We start from the raw sequence: 21,015 nt of genomic DNA on the forward strand, positions 1-21,015 counted from the left end.
CACTGATGCGTTTATTCGTCACCGGCGCGTCCGGCTTCATCGGCTCCGCCGTCGTGCCCGAACTCCTCCGCGCGGGCCACCAGGTCGTCGGCCTCGCCCGCTCGGACGCCTCGGCCGAGGCCCTCGCCGCCGCCGGCGCCGAGGTGCACCGCGGCACCCTCGACGACCCCGACAGCCTGCACGCGGGCGCCTCCGCGGCCGACGGCGTCGTGCACCTGGCGTTCATCCACGACTTCTCGGACTACGAGGGCGCCGTCAAGACCGATCTGCGCGCCATCGAGACCTTCGGCGCCGCGCTCGAGGGAACCGATCGCCCGCTCGTCATCGCCTCCGGCCTGCTCGGAAGCGCCCCGGGACGGGTGGCGACCGAGCGGGACCGGCCCGCCGCCGGCGCGACGGCGCCTCCCCGGGAGGCCGCCGCGCAGGTGACGCTGGGCCTCGCCGAACGCGGCGTCCGCTCGTCCATCGTGCGTCTCGCGGCGTCGGTCCACGACGAGGGTGACCACGGCTTCGTCCCGAGGCTGATCGACATCGCCCGCGAGAAGGGCGTGTCCGGCTACGTGGGCGACGGCGCCAACTTGTGGCCGGCGGTCCACCGCCTCGATGCCGCGCGGCTGTTCCGGCTGGCCGTGGAGAAGGCACCGGCCGGATCGGTGCTGCACGGCACCGCCGAAGAAGGCGTGCCGCTCCGCACCATCGCGGAGGTGATCGGCCGTCACCTCGACCTGCCGGTGGTCTCCGTCCCCGCCGAGCAGGCGGAGGGGCACTTCGGCTGGCTGGCCCGCTTCCTCGCCGTCAGCGCCCCGGCGTCCAGCGCCCTGACCCGCGAGCTGCTGGACTGGCACCCCACCGGCCCGGACCTCATCGAGGACCTCGACCGCGGCCACTACTTCGGCACCCCGGCTGCCTGACCCGGCGCCTCCGCCACGGAGCCGGGTGGGTGGGGCTCCGGAGCTCTGGAGCCCCACCCACCCCCATGTTCATACGGGTCGGACACAGCGTTGCCGTCCTGTTCCGGTTCTGCGCACAGGTGATCCTGGCGCAATCAGCAACGCTCGAACGAGCAGATCCATCGAGCGCTGAACGAGGCCGACGAAAAACCTGGTCAGATACGCACCGACGATATGCCGCAGCCACGGAACGAGGCCCTACGGCCGGAGAGCGTACGCGCATTCGGTGGAAGACCCGAATAACCGCTGGCGCACACGGGCTGCCGTTGGGGAAGATCGGCCAAGCACACGACCTGGGTGCCCCGGCCTGCTTCCTCGCCCGTGAGCAGGCCGCCTTTGCCACGGGAACCCTGTTGTTGGCAGACGGCCGTGGAGTCGGCTGACGGAGGCGGATGTGAGCGACGAAGAATTACCGGCGACGCAAAGCGCACCAGCTGAGGATTCGGCCCGGAATACTGCCGAGGCCGCCGGCTGGGCACGCACCTTTGCGGGCGTGGCCACGGCCTTGTTCTGTACTTTCACTTCGTTCGGACTGGTCATTCCCGTCATTCCCCGGCTGGTCACCGAGGAACTGCACGGATCCGCGTTCCAAGTCGGGACGGCCTTCACCGTCTCGGGCGTTGTCGCCCTGCTGGTACGTCCGTACGCAGGACAGCTGGCCCAACGCAGGGGCAGCAGGCCGGTGATGCTGCTCGGTGCCGCCATCATCATCGTCGTCGCCGGGCTCTACGCCCTGCCGCTGGGACTGCCGGGGCTCTTCGCGGCTCGACTGGTGATGGGCGTGGGGGAAGCACTGCTCTTCACCGCGGGCTCCGTCTGGACTGTGTCCCTGACGCCGACGGAACGCCGCGGACAGATCGTCGGGTTCTACGGGCTGGCCATGTGGACCGGCCTGGCCGTCGGACCGGTGTTGGGGGAAGCGGTCTTCCGAAGCGGCTCGTTCGGCGCGGTCTGGGTCACGGCCGCGGTGTTGCCCGCTGTGTCCGTCGGTGTGCTGTCGTTCCTGCCCAACAGCGCGCGCCTGGGGACCGCCGTGTCCACCCGTCTGCTGCCGCCCTCCTCCGTGCTGCCCGGGCTCTCCCTCGGCTGCGGTGCCTTCGGCTATGCGGCAGTCGCCAGCTTCGGAGCTCTCGCCCTCGCATCGCGTGGCATCGACAACGGGTCGTTGCTGATCAGCCTGTTCAGCGCGGCGTACGTGAGCGTGCGCCTGCTCGCGGGCCGGGTTCCGGACCGTATCGGCCCACTGCCCGTGATCGTCGTCTCCGCCTCGGTGGAGGCGATCGGCATGGTGCTCATCGCTTTCGCGCCGGTCCTGTGGGTCGCGGCCGTCGGGGCGCTGATCGCGGGGGGCGGATTCACGCTGCTCTACCCGGCCCTCGCCCTCATCACCATCGACACCGCGCCGGAGGAAGAGCGAGGCGCCGCGCTCGGGGCCATCACGTCCTTCTTCGACGTCGCCGTGGGCGTCGCAGGGCTGCTCGGAGGCGCCCTCGCCGAAGTGAGCTACACGGCGACCTTCCTGCTCTCCGCCGTGGCCGTACTCGGCTCACTGCTCACCGGCACCGCCGCGGCACGCCGACGCGGCAGATACGCCGACGTCTCCGTCTCCTGACGCCTGGACCTGGTCCACCCGCGCTGGGCTCACCGCAGGACCGGTGTCACCGCAGGACCGGTGTCACAGGCACGCGGGCCTGGCTCAGGTGGAGACAGGAGTACGGGACAGGGCGGTGCGCAGCGCGAAGGCGCCGAGCAAGCCGCCTGCCATGAACCGCTGGGCCGTCATGGCGCGGGGCCGGGCGGCCAGAAACCCCGACACCCGTGCCGCCCCCAGCATGATCAGAGCGTTCACGGAGATCCCCACGATGATCTGCACACCACCGAGCTGGAGCAGCTGCCCCCAGGCCGGACCTGCCTGCGGGTCCAGGAACTGGGGCAGTAGGGCGGCATACATGAGAGCGATCTTGGGATTGAGCAGGTTGGTCAGCAGCCCCATCGAGAACAGGCGGGCGTCGGAGACCGGAGGCAGGTCCTGGGCCGGGGCGAAGGGCGAGCGCCCGCCAGGCTTGAGCATGCCCCAGGCGAGGTAGGCCAGGTAGGCGGCCCCGGCAAGCTTGACCACCGTGAACGCCACCGGCACGGCGGCGAACAACGCGGACAGGCCCGCAGCCGCAGCCAGCAGATAGCACACGAATCCCACGGCGGTCCCACCGAGGCTGACCAGGCCCGCCCTGCGGCCTTGGGTGATCGCACGGGAGGCGAGGTGAATCATGTTCGGTCCCGGAGTGAGGGCCATGCCCAGTTCGACCAGTGCCACTCCTCCGACTGCGGCCAGAGTGATCACCGGTCAACCTCCTGGTCCTTCGTCGGTACCCGGTACCCGGGTTCGGAGTGAGGAGTCGCCCGGCTGCAACGGACGGCTGCGACGCATCAGCAGCGCCTGCCTCGCCTACCGCAGGATACGGCCTTGCCGCTGGCGAGACTGCAAGTGGTCGTCCTCGACGGCCGGGGGCTGAGGCCCGAGGGAACTCACCGGGGGCGACGGGCGAAAGAGAGATGAAAGCCCAAGCCTTCAAGCGTTCCCCAGAACGAGAGGAGCCCCGATGACCGTCGAGCCAGGCGTCCGCACGGGGGCGGAAAGCGATGCCTCGGTCATTGCGCGGTCCCGGGATGAGCCCGAGGCATTCGCCGTGCTCTTCGACCGGCACGCGGATGCGGTACACCGTTATCTGGCCCGTAGGCTCGGCGGCGAGTCGGCCGACGACCTCATGGCCGAGACCTTCACCACTGCTTTCCAGCAGCGGCACCGGTACAACCCCGCGCGGGCCACGGGCAACGACGCCCGGCCCTGGCTGTTCGGCATAGCGACCAATCTGGTCGGCCGGCAGCGGCGGGCCGAGGCCCGCCGGTTCAAGGCCCTGGCCCGCGTCCCGGCTCCCGCCGACCACGAGGAGCCGCTGGCCGACCGGGCTGCGGCCCGGGTAGGGGCACAGGCCGTACGCCGCGAGCTGGCAGCGGCGCTGGCCGGACTGCCCGCGCGGCACCGGGACGTATTGCTGCTGGTGGCGTGGGGCGGTCTCGGCTACGAGGAGGTGGCCCAAGGCCCTCGGTGTCCCCATCGGCACGGTCAGATCACGGCTGCACCGGGCTCGCAGCAAGCTACGCGAAGCGTTGGGCGGATCCGATCCGACGACACTGCGAGAGGCATCCGACCATGACTGACGAACTCGAACTCCTGCGGGACTGGAACGCCGACGCGGCCCCGCTCACCGAACCGGCCCGGGCGCAGGCCCGCCACCGACTGCTCAACACGATCACGCGTACGGAGCGGCACCCCGGCCCCGCACCCAGCCGCCGCCACGCGCTGCGCCTCGCGACAGCCGCGGTGGTCACCATGGCGGTCACGGGCACGTCAGTACTGATCGCCACGGACGGCGCCGACGAGGACGGCCGCACCGACCGCGCGGGCACGAACGCCCCGCACATGCGCAACGCCGCCGCCGTGACGGTGCTGAACGGGGCCGCAACGCGGGCGAGTCGGCACGAGAAGCCCGTGGCGCCGCGCGACGACCAGTTCATCTACTGGAAGCGGATCATCAAGGAGACGGAGCGGAAGACCGGCGCGGTCAAGACCTATGTGGACGTGAACTGGGACTCGGTGGACGGCTCCAAGCGATCTCTGACCATGGAGCTCGGCCGGGTGATCTGGGAGAAGCCCTTGGGGAAGAACGAGGGCGTGTGGCCGCCTCGGGAGTGGAGCAAGCTGAAGAAGCTGCCCACCGACCCGGAAAAGCTCATCTCGCGCATCATCGGCGTCGGCACGTCCGACAAGTCGATCGACGACTTCACCGCGTGGGACTGGTACGACGCCTACTTCATGCTCGGCGAGCTCCTGAAGTGGCCGGTGCTGCCCGAGGGACTGCGTCCCGCCGCGTACGAGGCGCTGGCCCTGGTGCCCGGGGTCAAGGCGACCCCGGGGATGAAGGACTCCGCCGGGCGCACCGGGGTGGGGATCTCCTACCCCAAGCGCGCGTCCGAGAAGGGCAAATACCTTATTTTCGACCCGGAGTCCTATGAATTCCTGGGCTTCCGCGACGAGCGGACCTCGCGTTCCGGGAAGAAGACGTACATCCAGCTGTCGCACGTGGCGGACTGGGCGATCGTCGACCGCTTGAAGCAGCGCCCCTAGCCCCCTTAGTACTCCAGCAGGTGTATCGGGCTGATGGCTGGTCAGGGGCGGTCTCGTGGAGACCGCCCCTCGAGCGTGGAACAACTCCGCTCTGGCGGGGGTGCGGGGGTGCGGGGGTGTCTCAGGCGATCTGGTTCGGCCCGATGCGGCGTCGATAGGGTGGCGATGTGCCGTATCCGCCGATGCCGCTTCAACTCGAAACCACCCGGCTGACGCTGCGTCCGTGGGCCGACGCCGACGCCGACGACCATCGCGCGCTCGCTGCCGAACGGGGCGATGGGACGCCGTCAATCGAGGACAACCGGCGGGTGATCGAGGCTCAGATCGCTGCGCCGGCGCTGACGGGGCTTGGTCTGCTGGTCATCAACCGCCGCGATGTGGGCGACTTCATCGGGTATTGCGGACTCACCGTGGGGCGGGCTTCCGTCGACGAGCCTGAGATCGCGTACGAGTTGTTCCGGCGTGTGCACGGACAGGGCTATGCGACTGAGGCGGCCTCCGCGGTGCTCGACGCTGCGATCACGACCGGGCGTAAGCGGCTCTGGGCGACGGTGCGTTCCTGGAACGCGCCGTCGTTTCGCGTCCTCGAAAAGCTCGGGTTCGAGCGTGACCATGTCTCGGCAGATGACCGTGGCGAAGTGGTGTGGCTCACTCGCTCCCTGCCGTAAGGAGCACGACGAGCAGCCCCCGGCGGGCCGGATCACCTGCCCGCTCAACCGTAGCCAGGCGCCTCTAGGGTGTTCATCGCGGAAGTCCACTGACCGGCCCGGAGGTGTCATGTCCCTGCGCATGAAGCTGGTCGCCATAAATCTCGACTGCCCTGATCCGCTGGCTTTGGCGGCGTTCTATGAGCAGGCCACCGGCTTCGAACCGCACCCGAAGTCGGACGCCGACTTCGCGGGTCTCAACCGTGGGGACGGACTCCTCATCGGCTTTCAACGGGTCGACGACTACCGGGCTCCGCGCTGGCCCGACCAGACCGTACCCCAGCAGCTGCACCTCTGCTTCGACGTCGTGGACCTGGACGACGCCGAGGCCCGGCTGCTGGAGCTGGGCGCGAGCAAGCCGGATCACCAGCCCCATGATGCCGCCAAGGCACGGGTTCTCACTGATCCGGCTGGTCATCCCTTCTGCATCTGCCAAGGCTGACTGACGGGTTCTCGTCCGCCTCTTCGGGTTTGCCAGGGAGTTCGTCGGCCGGCTCGTCGGGCCGGGGCCCCGTTGGCCTATCGAGCTCCTAGACTCGCCGCTCATGACGGACCTGGATGAGCACGGCCGCCCGGAAGCCCCGCTCGCGAGCGACGAGATCACCACCCTGCTCGGCTTCTTGGACTACCAGCGCGCGACCCTGGCGTGGAAGTGCGCGGGCCTGGACGAAGCCGGTCTGAACGCCACGGTCGGCGCCTCGTCGATGACCCTGGGCGGCATGCTCAAGCACCTGGCCTTCGTCGAGGACTTGTGGTGCTCCCGGCATCTGCATGGGCGAGACTTTGAGCCGCCGTGGGACGCGGTCGACTGGAAGGCCGACCCGGAGTGGGAGTGGCACTCGGCCGCAGAGGACACTCCCGAGCAGCTCCGCACGATGTGGCAGGACGCCGTGGCCCGCTCACGCTCCCTGATCACGGAGGCGCTGGCCGACGGCGGCTTGGACCGGCCCGCCCGACGCTCGTGGCCCGACGGCCGGATACCCACCCTGCGGTGGATCCTGTTCCACCTGATCGAGGAGTACGCCCGGCACAACGGCCACGCCGATCTCCTCCGGGAGTCGGTGGACGGGCTAACGGGCGAGTAGTGCGTTCCTCGAGGATCTAGACATCGTTTGGGCCGTATCGCATGTCTCGCTCTCCGAGTTGCCGCGATGACAGGGCCTCTCCTGGTCCACACCCAGTGAGACGGCGGACATGCAGAAGGGGTGCCCCTCGACTCGGGGCACCCCTTCTGACCAGCTAGTTCGCTGACCTCGGCGGAGGCTGTGGGATTTGAACCCACGGTGACATCGCTGCCACGACGGTTTTCAAGAGGGCTGTAGACAGGACGACGGCTACAGCCCCGACCTGCGCGGACGGCCCTTCTGCCTGGCTGATGGACGAGGCGTGGTCCACCAGTGGTCCACAGTCTCCGGGCTCGGTCTGGGCTAGTCGATCTTTGCTGTCCACCGCCCTCTCGCCAGGTGGCAGACGCCATCGGGCGTGATCTTCACCCGGCTTCCGTACAGCGAAAGTCCGCCCTCCGCACTCTGCCGGTTGCGGATGCGCTCCAGCTCGTCCCACAGGCGACGCGGGCCGCCCTGGTGCACGGTGGGCGGGTCCGTCCGTTCGGCCGATGCGCGCGCCCATGATCCGTCAGCGTGGACGAGGTACGCGGTACACCAGGACCCGTGCCGTTCGTAGTCCAGCTCCACACCGGGGATGGTGATCTCCAGCATGGATCGCAGCTCCCACGCATTCTCCACGTCCACCACCGGATACCGGCCTATGGAAACCTCCTCTCCGTCCTGGTCGCGTGCCGTGGCGAGCAGCTTGGTCAGGCCCGGTTGGTAGTCGGGGCCGTGGCGCGAGGGCATGAATCCGGCCCAGTCGCGTTCGAGCTGTCCGACCGCACCGCCGTCCTCGGTCTTCCACGCGGTCAGGATCAGCGAGGTGTTCGCGATCGTGGTGACCAGGCGTCCCCCGGGGCGAAGTGCGGCGAGCCACGACGCAGGCAGGGGCCGGACGGACACCGTGGCAATGATCCGGTCGTAGACCCCTGGGAGGTCGCCCGTGGCGTCCAAGGTGTAGATCATGGGATGGAGCCCCATGGCCGCCAGACGGGCCCGTGCGGCGTCGCAGAGGTACGGGTCGACATCGACGCTCGTCACGTTGTGATCGCCGAATCGCCTGCTCGCGTACGCGGTGAGCCCCCCGGCGCCGGTGCCGATGTCCAGCAGGTCCATGCCCTCGGTGAGCCGACCATGCCGCAGCATCCGTACGACGAGTCCCGGGTGGGTCGCCGATGACGTCGGGCGCCCCTCCGTCCGGTCGCTCGGCTCCGCGTGGTCGGCGTGGAGTGCGCCCACACGGGTGATCACGGACCTATCGCTGTACGCCGTACGCATCCATGCCCCGGGGACGGAGGCGCCGTCGCGCAGGATCCACTTCCCCTCGCCGTCGCGCTCCCACCAGCGAGGCACCAGCTCATGCCGGGGCACACTCGCGATGGGCTCGCGCCAGCGTGAAACGGGGTCGGTCACCTGGTCGGCGAGCTGGACGGCATGCTGCTTCCAGTCCACGTCTCGTCCTCCCTAGTCGTCGGTGGGCTCGCATGCGTTGTTGGAGGGGTCGCACGCGTCGGAGTCGTCCGGCCCGCACGCGCCCAGACGGGGCCTGGGGATGCTGTCCACGGCAGCCTTCCACTCGGGGCTGCTGAAGATATCCGCGAGTCGCTTTTCCCGGACGTTGGCGCACGGCATGAACCGGGAGAGCACGCACAGGGAGAGACTGCCATCCGGCAGCACCGCCGCCCGGCCGTCCCCGCACCGGCCGCACAGCTCGGTGACGCTGGGGATAGTGGTCGCCGCGCGTCCGACAGCGCGTACGCGGTCGGTTCCGATCCGCTTGACGCCGAGGGAGGCCAGTTCGGCTCGTGCCTCCGCGACGCGCTGTCCCTCGTTGATGTGCACGATTCCGGCACGCAGGGGGATGCCCCGGCGTACGGCCTCGGCGATGTGGGCGCGGGTTCGGTGGTAGCTGCCCTTCCGCTGGGTGATCTCGTCGTGTTCCTCGGGACGGTCGCTGTAGTAGCTGGTCCCCAGCGAGACCCCCTCACGGGTGAACACGTCCCACCACTGGGGCTGGACGTGGAAGAGGTTGCTGTAGACCTCGACCTTGCGCCCCAGGCTCAGAGCGAGTTCCACGAGTTCGGTCCAGTGCGGGTACAGCGTCGGCTCCCCGCCGATCAGCTGGATCGTCGTGACGTCCAGGGCGGCGGCGTCGTGGATGACCGTCCGCCAGTCGTTGAGGGTCATGGCGCCGTGCGTGCCTTGCGGACTGGACGACGCCAGGCAGTGGGTGCACGTGAGCTGGCACCCACCCGTGATCTCCAGCTCCAGAAGATTGATGAGCCCTGCGAGTGCCTGAACCGGACGGTCATCGATGGCGGTCATGCTGCTGTCACTCCCTTGTTGGGATTGCGATTGCGGACACGCTCTGGATCGGATTTCGGGTTGGGCGGAAGCCCCGCCCGGCGCCACGGGGGAACGACGCACGGGCGGGGCTCGCGAGGGGCTATGCGAGAGGCCCCTCGCCTCGCTCCGGTGAAGTGGGCTCACACGAAGCGAGGGTTCTTGGGTTCAGCCGACGTCGTGCTGACAGGGGTCTTCGCAGGTGTCGTCACAGACGTGTGTGGTCTGCCTGACGTGTCGGTCGGCCAAGTAGCCCTGGCGGGCAGCCGGATCGCCGGAACCGCGGGTGTCCTTGGCCGTCTTGGCTGCGTGGATCGTGTGCCGGGCCCTGCTCATGTACTTCCTGCTCCTCGTCGTGGTCGGTGTGTGGAACCGCCCGGTCAGATGGGTTGCGCACCACTGCCGGGGGGGCTTGTGAGAGGTCTGCGGGTTCACGGGATCCACTTGGGCCAGCGGCCCCCGGAACAGACGATGCAGGCGACCCTGCCTATGTCGACGCAGGTTCGGCACCCTCCGGCGATTCCGGCGCAGTCGGGGCACCGGACGGTCGCCCATCCCGCGCAGTAGCCGCAGTACCAGCGGCGGCCCTGGTCATCGGCCCATGTCGGCTCGGACCTGGGCGGCCGTCTCGATGATGGCGCGGCGGTCACCCACGTGGCTTCCTGTGCCGTCTGAGGTCGGCCAGGTGGGCCTGAATGCCTTTGCTGAGCGTGTCGGCCTGGGACTCCAGCTCATCCAGCGTGGGCAACGCACGCTCCGCCTGGTCGGCCGACTGGGCCGTCTGATCCGTGATCTCCGGTGTCTCGTCCGGCGCGGCGCTGGACGTCATTGCAGCCTCAATTGGTCCTGGCGCTGCTGTGCCTCCGGGCACGGCACACCCGTCCGCTCCCAGCACCGGCACGGCGGGAACTGCAAGGGGTGGCGCCTTCCAGGGCCGTCCTCGCGTCGTACGAACACGCCCTTTCGACTGCTGCCGCCGATCAACACGAGCGCGCTCACGCTCGACTCCCTTCCTGATGGTCTTCGCCAGTTGGAGCAGCCGTCGCCCGGATGCCTTCAGCGCTCGGTGCCCCGCGTCCCGCTGGACGCCCCCTCATCGCCTTGGCTCCCACTGTTGGAGGGAGAAGGGCGGGACGTACGGCGGCGCTGGATCGGTGTCCCAGAAGATCGGGGGCCGGAGGTGAGCGGGAACACGCGGAAGTTCGAGAGTCGGGTGATCGATGTACGAAACAGATCTCCCGCGCCACGTAGCGATGCTGCATGCCTGGGGCGGCATCGGAACCAACGGAGGCCCAGTCGCGGCCGGTTGGCCCAGCCTCTCGGGGATGGCGGGTGTCGGTGCAGGCAGGGGCTCTATGCGTGGGGCGCCGGTAGCGAGGTAGGCGGCGCTGTGCCGTCCTGGCTGCCCGCCAACCAGGTCCAATAACGTCCGCAGCAGCCGTTTCGCCGGTCGAGTGATCCTCTTCCTCACGTTGGCGCTCCCCTCAGCGTTGACCATGACCCCGGCGGGTGCAGGTGCCGTTTCGGGCTGTCTCGCTCTCAGTAGTCAGTCAACGACGGATCGGTGAGTCGAAAGTGCACAAGAAGTGCACAAGCGCCGGGCTGCGGGTAGTCGGCCCTGAGAGACTGGCGAACAAAGCACTCTCAGCGGGAAGAGCGCAGCTCATGGAGACAGAGACCGTTAGCCCGGGCGCGAATGTCGCGCGTCTTCGCAAGGAGCGAGGTTGGGGCCAGGACCACCTGGCGCGGCGAGCTGGCATGTCCAAGTCGCAGCTTGGCAAGATCGAGCGTGGCGAACGTGCCCTCAGCCAAGTGATGGGGGCTGCCCTCGCTACGGCGTTCAGCATCACGCTGGACGAACTCCTCAAACCCGCACCCGTTCCTGCCGGGGACGAGGACAGCCTTAATTCGCTCCGCGCAGCCATTCGACGTTTCGACCTTCCTCAGGGCCCGCCATCCGAGCAAGCGGCTCTCGAACATGAGGTGGCCGAGCTACTTCAACTGCGTGATGCCGCCGACCTCACGCTTGTGACCCACAAACTCCCTGAGGTTCTGTCACGAGTGCAGGACTCCGCTCACGCAACCGGCCAGCCACAAGACTGGGGCAGGGTGGCTGATGTCTACAGCACCGTCTATTGGCTGGCTGCGCGGCACCGCTGGATGACACTGGCGGAGCTGGCCGTAGCAAGGCAAAAGCAAGCCTCGGAACGAGCCGACGCACTATCGCTGGCCATTGCCGCACGTGATGAAGCCGGTACATTCCTCAACGGTGGAGACTTCGCCGGAGGATTGGCCGTCATTGACCGCGCGGTGGTCATGGCTGAGACGACGCTGACGGGCCGGGACCGCCATATCGGCCTGGGGATCCTCCACCTCAGGGGAATGACGCTCGCCGGGCGGCTTAGGGACGTGACGACAGCTCAGCGTCACATCGAGGCTGCATGGCAAGCTGCCGAACTCGTCGGTACCGATCTGAACGTGCGCGGGATGCTCTTTGGTCCGGACAACACGGCCACCCACGTGATCGCTACTGAGACCGACACCGAGCAGTATCAGGACGCGGTGGCAACGGCTGCCGATCTGTTCAGGGAGGGCACTTCGCTGCCACCAACCCGAATCGGCCCGACTCACATGAATGTGTCGAGAGCAAAGCTAGCCCTAAAAGATCGGGATGGAGCGCTCGACTCGTTGGTCGATGCCTGGGACGTGGCCCCCCAGATGGCCAAAGTCCACCCGACGAGCCAAGAACTCGGCCGTGTTCTGACTCATCTCCACAAACGAAGCAACCCGAAGCTCAACAAGATTGCCAAGAAGGCCGGGATCAGGCTATGACCGACCCGCCGTCGGGCGGTTGTCCGCTCGGTCTGGGCTGAGGCTTGCGATGGCGAGTCCCCACTGCTTCATACCTCGGAGCGGTGGGGGCTCTTTGCATGGTGGCGCGGTGCTGGGTGGTGCACCTTGGGCACGCGGCCGGCCGGAGAGTGTTGGGGCGGTGGCCTGCCCGGTCTGGGGTCGGGCATGGCCAGGGGGCCGTACGCTCGTTGGCAACTCGGGCAGTCTTTGGACCTGCCCGCAATTAGCACGAGTGGCCCCCTGGCCTTGCCCGACGAGGGACCCGGACCGGGGAGGTGCCTCAAGACTCGGAGGCCGACCGCCACCAGCCACCGGACCCCGGCCAGTGTGATGGAGCCACCGCGGATCTTGGACTAGCGGGCCAGTTGGGCGCGTGGACCTGGTCGTGCTGCTGCGTCGGCGCGTCCGCTGCGCGGGAGGGGTGGCTCAGCGAGGCGGTTTGAGTTGCTGACTGCACCTGACGAACCGCTGCTTCGGCTTGCGCGCTGAGCGGCACGGGGGCGTCGCTGAGCGGGGCGGCAGACAGGAGCGGGCGGCGGCCACGGGCCGCCAGCGCGCGCGGCCCGCGCCAGCGGGCCGCCTTGATCCAGTAAAGAAACTCTGAACAGCAGATGCTGCGCCCCCTCCCGACCGACGCTGCGGACGCGCTGACCCTGCTGCATCGCCCGGGAGCCTCGCACCCTTTATTGCGCGCTTTGACAGCATCCGTAGTGATTCATCCTCGGCAATGCCGAAATCTATCCACAGGGTGTGTGTGGCAGCTTTTTGAGGGTGGACGAACAGCAAGGTGTGACCGACATCACGGGGGGTCGATGTCCCCAGAGCCGGTTCCCAAAGGGCTTGGAGAGGGTGAGGGCGTGGACGTACCACGGAAGTGCCGGTTACCCAAACCGGCGATCCTCCGGAGTATGGATCCGCAAGCGCTGGCTTACCGCCGTCCGCGAGGGCGCGGCAGCCTGCCACGGAATCGCGGCCTCAGGAAATTCGGAGATGCGTGGTCCGGTGATGGTCGCCCGGGCGGCCTGGATCCAGAAAGAGAGCGAGACTGATCATGAACGGCAAGACAGAGGGGACGCGGCCGCAATTTCGCTGCGTGATTCGCATCACCCCGTTCGCGTTCCGGCTGCATCCCGCTGCGTCTCATTGCGTCCGCCTGCGTCCGCCTACGTTCGTGACGGTCCACCGGCAGGCCCCTCCCCCCTTGATGTGCACGGCTACGAGGCTCAACCACTTCGTGCACTATGGAGTTTCGACGTTGCGAGGGAGCGTGACCAGGCCGTTGAGGCGCACTGATGGCGAGCGGGACACATGCGACTTGGCCAGCAAGGAGGCAGAGCGGTGCTGAGTGAGGCGGAGCGCGCATTGCTGGCCGAGATCGCGAATATGACGCGGGCCCTGAAACAGGAGGTGACCGACCTGAACAACAGGGTCTCGGCGGTCAGTTCCCGCCTGGATTCTCTAGACGGGAAACCTTCTCCTCAAGAGCGGCAATCTGCTGCTTGAGGTCTCCCACCTGACCTGTGACCTGTCGCAGTTGCTCCCGCACGACAAGGAGGATTTCCGTCAGACCGGCCGTGTGGTCGGCGCCGCTATCGCCGCGATTCGTGGCCTTGGCGTCGTCGGCCTCGACACCTTCCTTGTACGCCGTGTACCAGGCTGGAGGGGTGTAGTCGATGGTGAATTCGCCGGTCCATTCGGAGGCGAGTTCATCGATCGGGTCAACCGCTTGGCGCTTCTTCGGGTCGGCGACGTAGTTCCCCCGCCCGTGCACGGAGTAGATCAGCCCTTCCTCGCGCAGGACACGCAAGGCCGAGTGGACCGTAGCGTTCGCAATGCCAAGGGTTTCCCTCAGCTCGCGGGAAGAGGGCAAACGGTCGCCGGGCTTGAGGCGCCCTGAGGTGATCTCTGCCCGGAGCCTGTCGGCAGCCAGCAGATACGGCGGGCGCGGATCGTCGTTCGGCAGGCTCATACCCGCAGTCTAGTTCGCTCTAGACCACCCCAACCAGAAGCTCACTGATCTAGAGTGCTCCACATCACGTTGACTGATCCAGAGCGCTCTAGGTATTACTAGATCAGTCGCCGGGGCAGCCCGGCGTCAACCCGAAAGGAAGTTCGAAACACATGGCTATGACCCGGATTCGTGTCGGCCTGCTGCCCTCAACGCAGTTCATCGCTGGCACGCGGCCGATGCCGAAGGTGAAGGACCCGGAGACCGGGGTTGTCGCAACGGACCGCGACGGTGAGTCCCTGTACACGCTGACCGTGTTCCTCATGGAAGAGGGCCGCGCGGAGCAGATGAAGCTCACTGTCCCGGAAAGCGGTGTGCCGGACGGTCTCCAGCCCGGTATGCCGGTTCAGGTTGCGGAGCTGTTCGCCACTCCGTGGGCGCGGATCTTCAACGGTCAGCTGTCCGAGGGTGTGGCCTACCGCGCTGCGAAGCTGGAGCTGGTGGGGGAGGCCAAGTGACGCCGCAGGAGGTGATGGAGTTCGCCCCGGTGGTGGCCGGGGCGGCTCTGGCCCTGATCGTCATATGGGCCGTGTGGCTGCTGGTGCGCTATGTGCGTGCCGACAAGATGACGCGCGAAAGCATGCGACAGGCGGTGCGGGTGCGCCGTCGCTGGCGTCGGCTGGCTCCGATGGCCGGTCTGTCGGTGACCGACCGGACCCCTCCCGCCGTGGTGGTCTCGCCCGACGGGAAGGTGCCCAAGCCCCGAGTGCTGGTGCCCAAGATCAAGGTCAGCGCCGATCGGTACGGCGTGCTGGTCCGCGCGGGATGCCTGCCCAAGGTGGGCTTGGCCGAGTTCCAGAAGGCGGCCCCGTATCTGGCCGACGATTGGAGGTGCACGCGGGTCTCGGTGCAGCCGGACAAGCCGGGGCAGCTGATCATCCGTGGTGTCCGCGTTGACCCGCTGATCGTGCCCACCGAGCACACGCCCACCGGCTCCGCCCCGGAGACGCTGACGGCGTGGAACCTGGGCTTGGACGAGTACGCACAGCCGGTGAACGTCAGCCTGTCGGATGTGCCGGGCGTGACGGTGGCCGGTCTCCCGGGGTACGGCAAGACCTCGCTGATCAACAAGTTCATCTGCGACACCGCTCCCTCGGCGGCGATTCAGTACGCCATCGCGGATGGCAAGGTGACCGCATCCCATGAGGGCGACTATGCCGACCTGGCACAGCGGGCGTTCGCGTTCGTCGGCGATGACCTGGCCGAGGCGAATGCGTTGTTCAAGCGGCTGGTGAATCTGCGGCGGGCCCGGTCGGCGGCCATCCGTGATGTGCTCGGGGCCAAGAACATGTGGCACGTCGGCCCCTCTGCCGACTGGCCGCTGACCGTGGCGATCGTGGATGAGGCACATACCTACTTCCGCGAGTACAAGGGCGCAGACCCCCAGACCAAGAAGCTCGCGGCGCTCGCTGCCGAGAACGCCCGGTTGGTCGAGGACCTGGTAAAGAAGGGCCGCAGTGTCGGAATCCTGGTGATCATCGCGACCCAGAAGGCCACGGGAGACGCCATCCCCACCTTCATCCGGGACGTGTGCCCGGTGGGCATGTCCTTCGCGCAGAAGACCGCTGAGGCAGCCGTGGTCGCCCTGGGGGAGGACATCCGGAACTGGCCGGACGCCAACCCGACCGCACTTCAGGACCCGGTCTACGTCGGCGTGGCCTCGATGGCCCATCAGGGCCGTCCCGGCTTCGCCCGCATCCGCACCCCGTACGTGGCCGACGCGGACGCGGCCCGCATCGCCACCGACACCGCCCCCTTGACCCGAGACCCTGTCGAGCTGCTGCTTCGGCGGCTGCCCGGTGGTCACAGCGGACGAGTCCTGCTCGAAAAGGCGGCCTGAGCCCCCTGGCCGCTTTGTACGCCACAACGCTCCGAAAGGAGGTGAAACGTTTTGTCTGAGGACCGGATCACTCAGCGCACGGTGACCGTGATCATGGGCATCATCGCTGCCCTGGCGTTCGTCTTCTCCTTCGGCAACGTCTGGGCCTTGGCCCGCCGCCTCGGTGTCCCCGGACCGATCGCGCCGCTGATCGCCCCGATGGTGGACCTGTCCGTCGTCGGTCTCCTGGTGGCCCTGCGCTACCTGTCCCTGCGCGGCGTCCCCGCCGAGCACATCAAGGCCGCCACCCGGCTGATGCACCTGTCCGGGCTGCTGACACTGGCCCTCAACATCGCCGAACCCATCGTCGCCGGGCACTACGGCCGCGCCGCCGTGGATGCAGTGGCCCCGCTCCTCCTCCTGGGCTGGGGAGCAGTCGGCCCCCAACTCCTGCGCCACTTCCACGCCGTGGCTCACAGCTCCCCTGAGGCAGACCCGGGCCCGATCCCGGTGGCTCCGGCCCTGGACACGCCTGCGGATCAGTCCCCGGCGGAGCCAGAGAGGGACCCGGCGCTGGTCGCCCGGAGTGAGCCTGTCCCCGCTCCTGCACCGGTGGCCACTCCTGTCCGGCCAAAGCCGGACACGTCTCCGGCGGTCACGGTGCCCGCTCCGCTGATGAATGCGGCCCGCACCATCGCCGACACCTACCAGGCCGAACACGGCGAGCCCATTACCGCCGCCCAGCTCCGGGACCGCCTCGGCGTCGCGCTGCCGCTGGCCACCGCCGCCCACGCCCAGCTCTCCGCCTGAGTCCCCCGCCGGCCGTTCCGGCAATCCGCATCCCTGCCCACCCGGGCTTGGTCCGTCATGCCCCGAGCGGCACCCGCCCCAAGTCGAGTGCCGCTCGGGGCCCTCTCTCCCGGAAGGACGCGTCACCCGTGAAAGCCCCCCTGGACCTGCGCCACGTGGCGAGCCTGGCCCTGCGGGACCTCATCCACCTCGCCCACCACCCCAACTTCGACCGCATCCAAGACCAGATCAGCCAAGTCCGCGGCTGCACCCGACCCGTGCAACTCGTCGGCTCCACCGAAACCCGCGACGCGGCGACGGACACCGTGCTCCGCTCGTACAGCACCGCCAACGAACCCACCGGGCGCCTGCTCACCGCCTGCGGCAACCGCCGCTCATCCCGCTGCCCCTCCTGCTCCCGCCTCTACGCCGCCGATACATACCACCTGATCCGGGCCGGACTCTCCGGCGGCAAGAACGTGCCGGAGACCGTCCGCACGCACCCTCGCCTGTTCGTCACCCTCACGGCCCCCTCGTTCGGGCCGGTTCATAACCACCGCACCACCGACGCGGGCGAAAGTCGGATCTGCCGCTGCGGCGAACACCACCTCGCCGACGACCCGGTGTTGGGCACCCCGCTGTTCCCGGCCGCCTACGACTACACCGGAGCCGTGCTGTGGAACGCCCACGCCGGAGCACTGTGGGCCCGCTTCACTACCTACCTCCGCCGCGAACTGGCCGCACACCTCGGCATCACCCAGAAGGCGCTGAACGCCTCCGTGCGCGTCTCCTTCGCCAAGGTCGCCGAGTACCAGCAGCGCGGCCTGGTCCACTTCCACGCCGTGATCCGCCTCGACGGCCCAGAAGGCAGCAATCAGCCTCCACCCGCGTGGGCGACCGCTGATGCCCTCACCCTCGCGATCAAGGAAACGGTAGAGCGCGCCGTAGTCACCGTGGACTCCGACGCCGTCGGCGAACGCGAACTCAAGTGGGGCAAGCAGCTCCGAATCCGCGAGATCCCGGCCTTGGGCGACGGCGAGCTGACCGACCAGAAGGTAGCCGCCTACGTCGCCAAGTACGCCACCAAAAGCGCCGAGGACTCCGGCACCGTGGACCACTCCCTGCGCTGCGCCCACTGCACCGGACGCGGCTACCAACGCGGCCCGGACGGCTTCCGGGACCTATGCGACCAGTGCGACGGCACCGGACAGTCCGAACCCATCGCGGACCTGCGCGTGCACAGCCACGTCCGCCAGATGATCCGCACCGCCTGGGACCTCGGCCACCTGCCCGAGTTCGCCGACCTCAAGCTCTGGAAGTGGGCCCACATGCTCGGCTTCCGGGGCCACTTCTCCAGCAAATCGCGTCGCTACTCCACCACCCTCGGCGCACTGCGCGACGTCCGCCGGGCCTGGCGGACCGAGCAAGCCCGCGCCGCAGACGACGCCCCCGAGATCAGCGACGAGACCACCCTCGTCGTCTCCCACTGGCGCTACCTGGCGTCTGGCTACAGCCCTGGCGAAGAACTCCTCGCCGCCCAGGTACGCCACGACATCGCGCAAGCCCGCGACGAAGCCGAACGCCGCAAGACCGAAGGAGACCCGTGGCCGTCAACACGTCACGCCCGATCCGCTCCAACACCCTGACACTGGGGGAAGTGCTCGCCGAGATCCAGATGTCGCGAGCCGCCTTTTACCGGATGCGCGCTCGTGGTCTCGCTCCTCGGTGCCTCAAGCTGCCCAACGGGCAGATCCGCGTCCGGCGTTCGGACCTCAATCGCTGGCTGGACGACTGCGAGGTGCCCGCGTGCTGACGTACGACGTTCAGGTCTGGAGCATCCGCAAGCGAGCGAATCGAGCCAAGCCGTACCAGCTCCGGTGGCGGGTCGGATACAAGCCGCACTCCAAGAGCTACACCCTCAAGGCTCAGGCGGACGGTCGCCGTGCCGAGCTGCTGTCAGCGCTGCGGCAGCGCGAGCAGTTCGACGTGGAGACCGGGCTGCCCGCCTCGGAACTGACCGAACGGAACTCCCCGACCTGGTTCGTGCACGCCTGCGCCTACGCGGCCATGAAGTGGCCCGACGCGTCGGCTAAGCATCGTGCGGGCATAGCCGACGCGCTGGCCACGATCACGCCCAAGCTGGTGACGGACGAGCGCGGGGCTCCGGACAAGAGGGTTCTGCGACGGGCCCTGTACTCGTGGGCCTTCACCTTTCGGGGCGATGGGGACGCGCTCAAGCCCCGGAACGAGGTGGAGGAGCCGCCAGCAGAGATCACAGCGGCGCTCCGGTGGATCGCGCGGAAGTCCGTGAAGGTGACCGACCTCGACACGCCTTCGGTACTCCGCACCGCCCTGGAGGCGCTGACGCTCAAGCTGGACGGGAAGCGGGCTGCTGAGAACACCATCCATCGCAAGGAGACCGTCTTCAGCAACGCCCTGCGGTACGCGGTGGAGCGTGGCGTGCTGGGGTCGCTGCCGCTGGGCAAGGTGGACTGGAAGGCGCCGGAGACAGACGACGAGATCGACTTCCGGTTCGTACCCGGCCCACGCCTGGCCAAGAGGCTGATCACAGCCGCTGGCGAGCAGGGCGAGCGAGGGAAGCACCTGCGCGCCTTCTTCGGGTGCCTGTACTACGCGGCCATGCGGCCAGCCGAGATCACCTACCTGCGAAAGTCAGCCTGCAAGCTCCCCGAGGAAGGCTGGGGCGAACTGGTGCTGTCCGGCAGTACTCCCCGGGTCGGCTCGTCCTGGACGGACAGCGGAGAGTCCTTCGATACCAGGGGCCTCAAACGACGCGCCCGGAAGGCCACCCGCACTGTGCCCATACCTCCGGTGCTGGTGCGCATGCTGCGGGAACACATCGAGACGTACGGCACAGCGGACGACGGTCGGCTGTTCCGGGCCCACCGTGGCGGTCATATCCTGTCCAAGGAGTACGGCGAGGTCTGGCAAGCTACGCGCCTCGTCGTGCTGTCAGAGGAAGAGGCCCAGACTCCATTGGCCGAGAAGCCGTACTCGGCCAGGGCCGCTGGCGTCTCGCTCTGGCTCGAATCGGGCGTGCCTCCCGCCGAGGTCGCCCGGCGGGCCGGGCACAGTATCGCCGTCCTGTTCCGGTTCTACGCAAAGGTCATCCAGCGCAATCAGCAACGCTCGAACGAGCAGATAGAACGGTCGTTGGAAGCGGCGGAGGACGAGTAGAGAGGGCACGCTGCCGACGCTGTTCCGGCCGGGCAAGCCCAAAGGAAACCTGGGCCAGCCCGGCCGGTTTGGCGCTGCCAGACGGTGCATCCGCCCCTGGGACCACGAGGGCTCAGCGCGGCGGGGCCTCTGACGGTGGTTTTGGGGTTTTACGGCTCCGGGTCCAGAGGAATGTTCAGGGTCACGAGTACGCCTGCGCGCTTGACGACGACCGGGTAGGTGGCGCCCGACCTCTTACCGCTGAGGACCGCATCGAGGTCGTTGATGGTGGGGGTGAGGATTCCCGCGACTTCGGTGATGAGATCACCGGGCAGGAGCCCTGCGGCCTCGGTGCTGCTGCCCGGATCAACGGCGAGCACTCGTACGCCTCCGCCAGGAGGGCTGGTGTTCTTGAGGTTGCCCGCGATGATGCCCTGGATGCCGGGGGTGATGTGCACGGTGAGCGGCTGGGTCGCCCCGTTCAGGGTGAAGGTGCCGCTGAAGGTCCCCCCGGCCAGCGGAGCATCAATGTCGGCGACGAGGTGGACGGTGTAGGGCCGGAGGAAGTCCCACGTGCTGGCCGAGCCCTGAGCCGTGGCAGACCTGCCGTCGGCGGCGATCTGCACGGGACACGACATCCCCGTGCATCGCAGGTCCAGCCCGGTGATGCGGGTGTACGGCGGGGCCTGGATCTGGATGGAGCTGGGCTGGTTGTACCGCTGTCCGTCCGGCGGATAGTCGACAGTCTTCTCCGGCCCGCCTGCGTCCAGGTCGGGGACGTTCTGCTGAGGGGGCAGGGAACGCACCTGAGAGGGGGCGGACGCCGCTGCCGACGCGGAGAACGCGGTGGCGGGCACAGCCGCTCCGGCTGCGAACAGGGCGGTGCCCAGGGCGAGAACACCGCATGCTCTACGGAACTTACGGATCATCAGGAGCCTTCCTGGTCGTAGGGGCCCAAATGTCCCAGCCCGAACCAGAGCGCAACTTGAGTTTCGGGCTCGGCCCACTCAACGGAGGAGGAACCATGTCCTGAGGTCCTTGATTTGGTCCACGCCTGGTCCACACGCGCTGGTC

At 68.2% G+C, this 21,015-nt stretch carries 19 protein-coding genes and 1 pseudogene; 14 read left to right on the plus strand and 6 right to left on the minus strand.

The genetic code is table 11. The features are described 5' to 3' along the window. The first annotated feature begins 5 nt into the window (after positions 1–5). Together ACFZCY_RS02360 and ACFZCY_RS02365 are read left to right on the plus strand one after the other, a co-directional pair. Complete coding sequence (locus ACFZCY_RS02360; RefSeq protein WP_391168722.1) at positions 6–911, plus strand: NAD-dependent epimerase/dehydratase family protein; 906 nt, start codon at positions 6–8, stop codon at positions 909–911. Positions 912–1,443: 532 nt separating this feature from the next. After that, positions 1,444–2,562: an MFS transporter gene (locus ACFZCY_RS02365; protein ID WP_391168724.1), complete on the plus strand. Its 1,119-nt coding sequence runs from the start codon at positions 1,444–1,446 to the stop codon at positions 2,560–2,562. Positions 2,563–2,646: 84 nt separating this feature from the next. Here ACFZCY_RS02365 and ACFZCY_RS02370 read toward each other — a convergent pair whose 3' ends face one another. Further along, entirely contained in the window at positions 2,647–3,291 is a 645-nt protein-coding gene (locus tag ACFZCY_RS02370; protein ID WP_391168726.1) for a LysE family transporter, read from the minus strand. A gap of 259 nt (positions 3,292–3,550) precedes the next feature. On the opposite strand from ACFZCY_RS02370, the pseudogene ACFZCY_RS02375 reads away from it, so the two are divergent. The 5 genes and pseudogenes from ACFZCY_RS02375 (at position 3,551) to ACFZCY_RS02395 (ending at position 6,928) form a co-directional block, all read left to right on the plus strand. Next, a pseudogene (locus tag ACFZCY_RS02375) lies at positions 3,551–4,169 on the plus strand (RNA polymerase sigma factor). Then, positions 4,162–5,136, plus strand: a complete 975-nt coding sequence (locus ACFZCY_RS02380; RefSeq protein WP_391168729.1) for a CU044_5270 family protein — start codon at positions 4,162–4,164, stop codon at positions 5,134–5,136. The pseudogene ACFZCY_RS02375 and the gene ACFZCY_RS02380 overlap by 8 nt, the downstream one beginning before the upstream one ends. Positions 5,137–5,318: 182 nt before the next feature. Next, complete coding sequence (locus ACFZCY_RS02385; protein WP_391169376.1) at positions 5,319–5,804, plus strand: GNAT family N-acetyltransferase; 486 nt, start codon at positions 5,319–5,321, stop codon at positions 5,802–5,804. A 109-nt stretch (positions 5,805–5,913) separates the two neighbouring features. Beyond that, on the plus strand, positions 5,914–6,285 hold the full coding sequence (locus tag ACFZCY_RS02390; RefSeq protein WP_391168730.1) for a VOC family protein: 372 nt from the start codon (positions 5,914–5,916) through the stop codon (positions 6,283–6,285). 103 nt (positions 6,286–6,388) lie between these two features. Then, on the plus strand, positions 6,389–6,928 hold the full coding sequence (locus ACFZCY_RS02395) for a DinB family protein (protein WP_391168731.1): 540 nt from the start codon (positions 6,389–6,391) through the stop codon (positions 6,926–6,928). Positions 6,929–7,270: 342 nt separating this feature from the next. On the opposite strand, the gene ACFZCY_RS02400 is transcribed toward ACFZCY_RS02395, so the two are convergent. The 3 genes from ACFZCY_RS02400 to ACFZCY_RS02410 form a co-directional block, all read right to left on the minus strand. Next, the gene (locus ACFZCY_RS02400; protein WP_391168733.1) at positions 7,271–8,404 is read right to left on the minus strand and encodes a methyltransferase domain-containing protein; all 1,134 of its coding nucleotides are present in this window, start codon (positions 8,402–8,404) and stop codon (positions 7,271–7,273) included. Between the two features lie 12 nt (positions 8,405–8,416). After that, a complete protein-coding gene (locus ACFZCY_RS02405) occupies positions 8,417–9,277 on the minus strand; it encodes a radical SAM protein (RefSeq protein ID WP_391168734.1) in 861 nt (286 codons plus the stop codon). 664 nt (positions 9,278–9,941) lie between these two features. Then, a complete protein-coding gene (locus ACFZCY_RS02410) occupies positions 9,942–10,124 on the minus strand; it encodes a hypothetical protein (protein WP_391168736.1) in 183 nt (60 codons plus the stop codon). An 836-nt stretch (positions 10,125–10,960) separates the two neighbouring features. On the opposite strand from ACFZCY_RS02410, the gene ACFZCY_RS02415 reads away from it, so the two are divergent. Next, complete coding sequence (locus ACFZCY_RS02415; RefSeq protein WP_391168738.1) at positions 10,961–12,127, plus strand: helix-turn-helix domain-containing protein; 1,167 nt, start codon at positions 10,961–10,963, stop codon at positions 12,125–12,127. Positions 12,128–13,586: 1,459 nt separating this feature from the next. Here ACFZCY_RS02415 and ACFZCY_RS02420 read toward each other — a convergent pair. After that, positions 13,587–14,117, minus strand: a complete 531-nt coding sequence (locus tag ACFZCY_RS02420; RefSeq protein WP_391168739.1) for an SCO5717 family growth-regulating ATPase — start codon at positions 14,115–14,117, stop codon at positions 13,587–13,589. Between the two features lie 152 nt (positions 14,118–14,269). Between ACFZCY_RS02420 and ACFZCY_RS02425 the strand changes: the two genes are divergently transcribed. The 6 genes from ACFZCY_RS02425 to ACFZCY_RS02450 all read left to right on the plus strand — a co-directional run bounded on the left by ACFZCY_RS02425 (position 14,270) and on the right by ACFZCY_RS02450 (position 19,962). Continuing rightward, positions 14,270–14,614 carry a hypothetical protein gene (locus ACFZCY_RS02425; RefSeq protein WP_391168741.1) on the plus strand — a complete coding sequence of 115 codons (345 nt, stop codon included), beginning with the start codon at positions 14,270–14,272 and terminating at the stop codon, positions 14,612–14,614. 14 nt (positions 14,615–14,628) lie between these two features. Further along, a complete protein-coding gene (locus ACFZCY_RS02430) occupies positions 14,629–15,996 on the plus strand; it encodes a cell division protein FtsK (protein WP_391169378.1) in 1,368 nt (455 codons plus the stop codon). Positions 15,997–16,047: 51 nt separating this feature from the next. Beyond that, positions 16,048–16,785, plus strand: a complete 738-nt coding sequence (locus ACFZCY_RS02435; RefSeq protein ID WP_391168743.1) for a DUF2637 domain-containing protein — start codon at positions 16,048–16,050, stop codon at positions 16,783–16,785. 128 nt (positions 16,786–16,913) lie between these two features. After that, positions 16,914–18,410 carry a replication initiator gene (locus tag ACFZCY_RS02440; protein ID WP_391168745.1) on the plus strand — a complete coding sequence of 499 codons (1,497 nt, stop codon included), beginning with the start codon at positions 16,914–16,916 and terminating at the stop codon, positions 18,408–18,410. Further along, positions 18,368–18,577 (plus strand): helix-turn-helix domain-containing protein, encoded by a 210-nt coding sequence (locus ACFZCY_RS02445; protein ID WP_391168747.1) that lies wholly within the window; start codon positions 18,368–18,370, stop codon positions 18,575–18,577. The genes ACFZCY_RS02440 and ACFZCY_RS02445 overlap by 43 nt, the downstream gene beginning before the upstream one ends. Beyond that, positions 18,571–19,962 (plus strand): tyrosine-type recombinase/integrase, encoded by a 1,392-nt coding sequence (locus ACFZCY_RS02450; RefSeq protein WP_391168748.1) that lies wholly within the window; start codon positions 18,571–18,573, stop codon positions 19,960–19,962. The genes ACFZCY_RS02445 and ACFZCY_RS02450 overlap by 7 nt, the downstream gene beginning before the upstream one ends. Positions 19,963–20,111: 149 nt before the next feature. Here the strand turns inward: ACFZCY_RS02450 and ACFZCY_RS02455 are convergent, their stop codons facing one another. Continuing rightward, complete coding sequence (locus ACFZCY_RS02455) at positions 20,112–20,870, minus strand: PDZ domain-containing protein (protein ID WP_391168749.1); 759 nt, start codon at positions 20,868–20,870, stop codon at positions 20,112–20,114. Positions 20,871–21,015 lie beyond the last annotated feature (145 nt).

It is taken from the genome of Streptomyces sp. NPDC007983 (genome assembly GCF_042958345.1).
Taxonomy (GTDB): domain Bacteria; phylum Actinomycetota; class Actinomycetes; order Streptomycetales; family Streptomycetaceae; genus Streptomyces.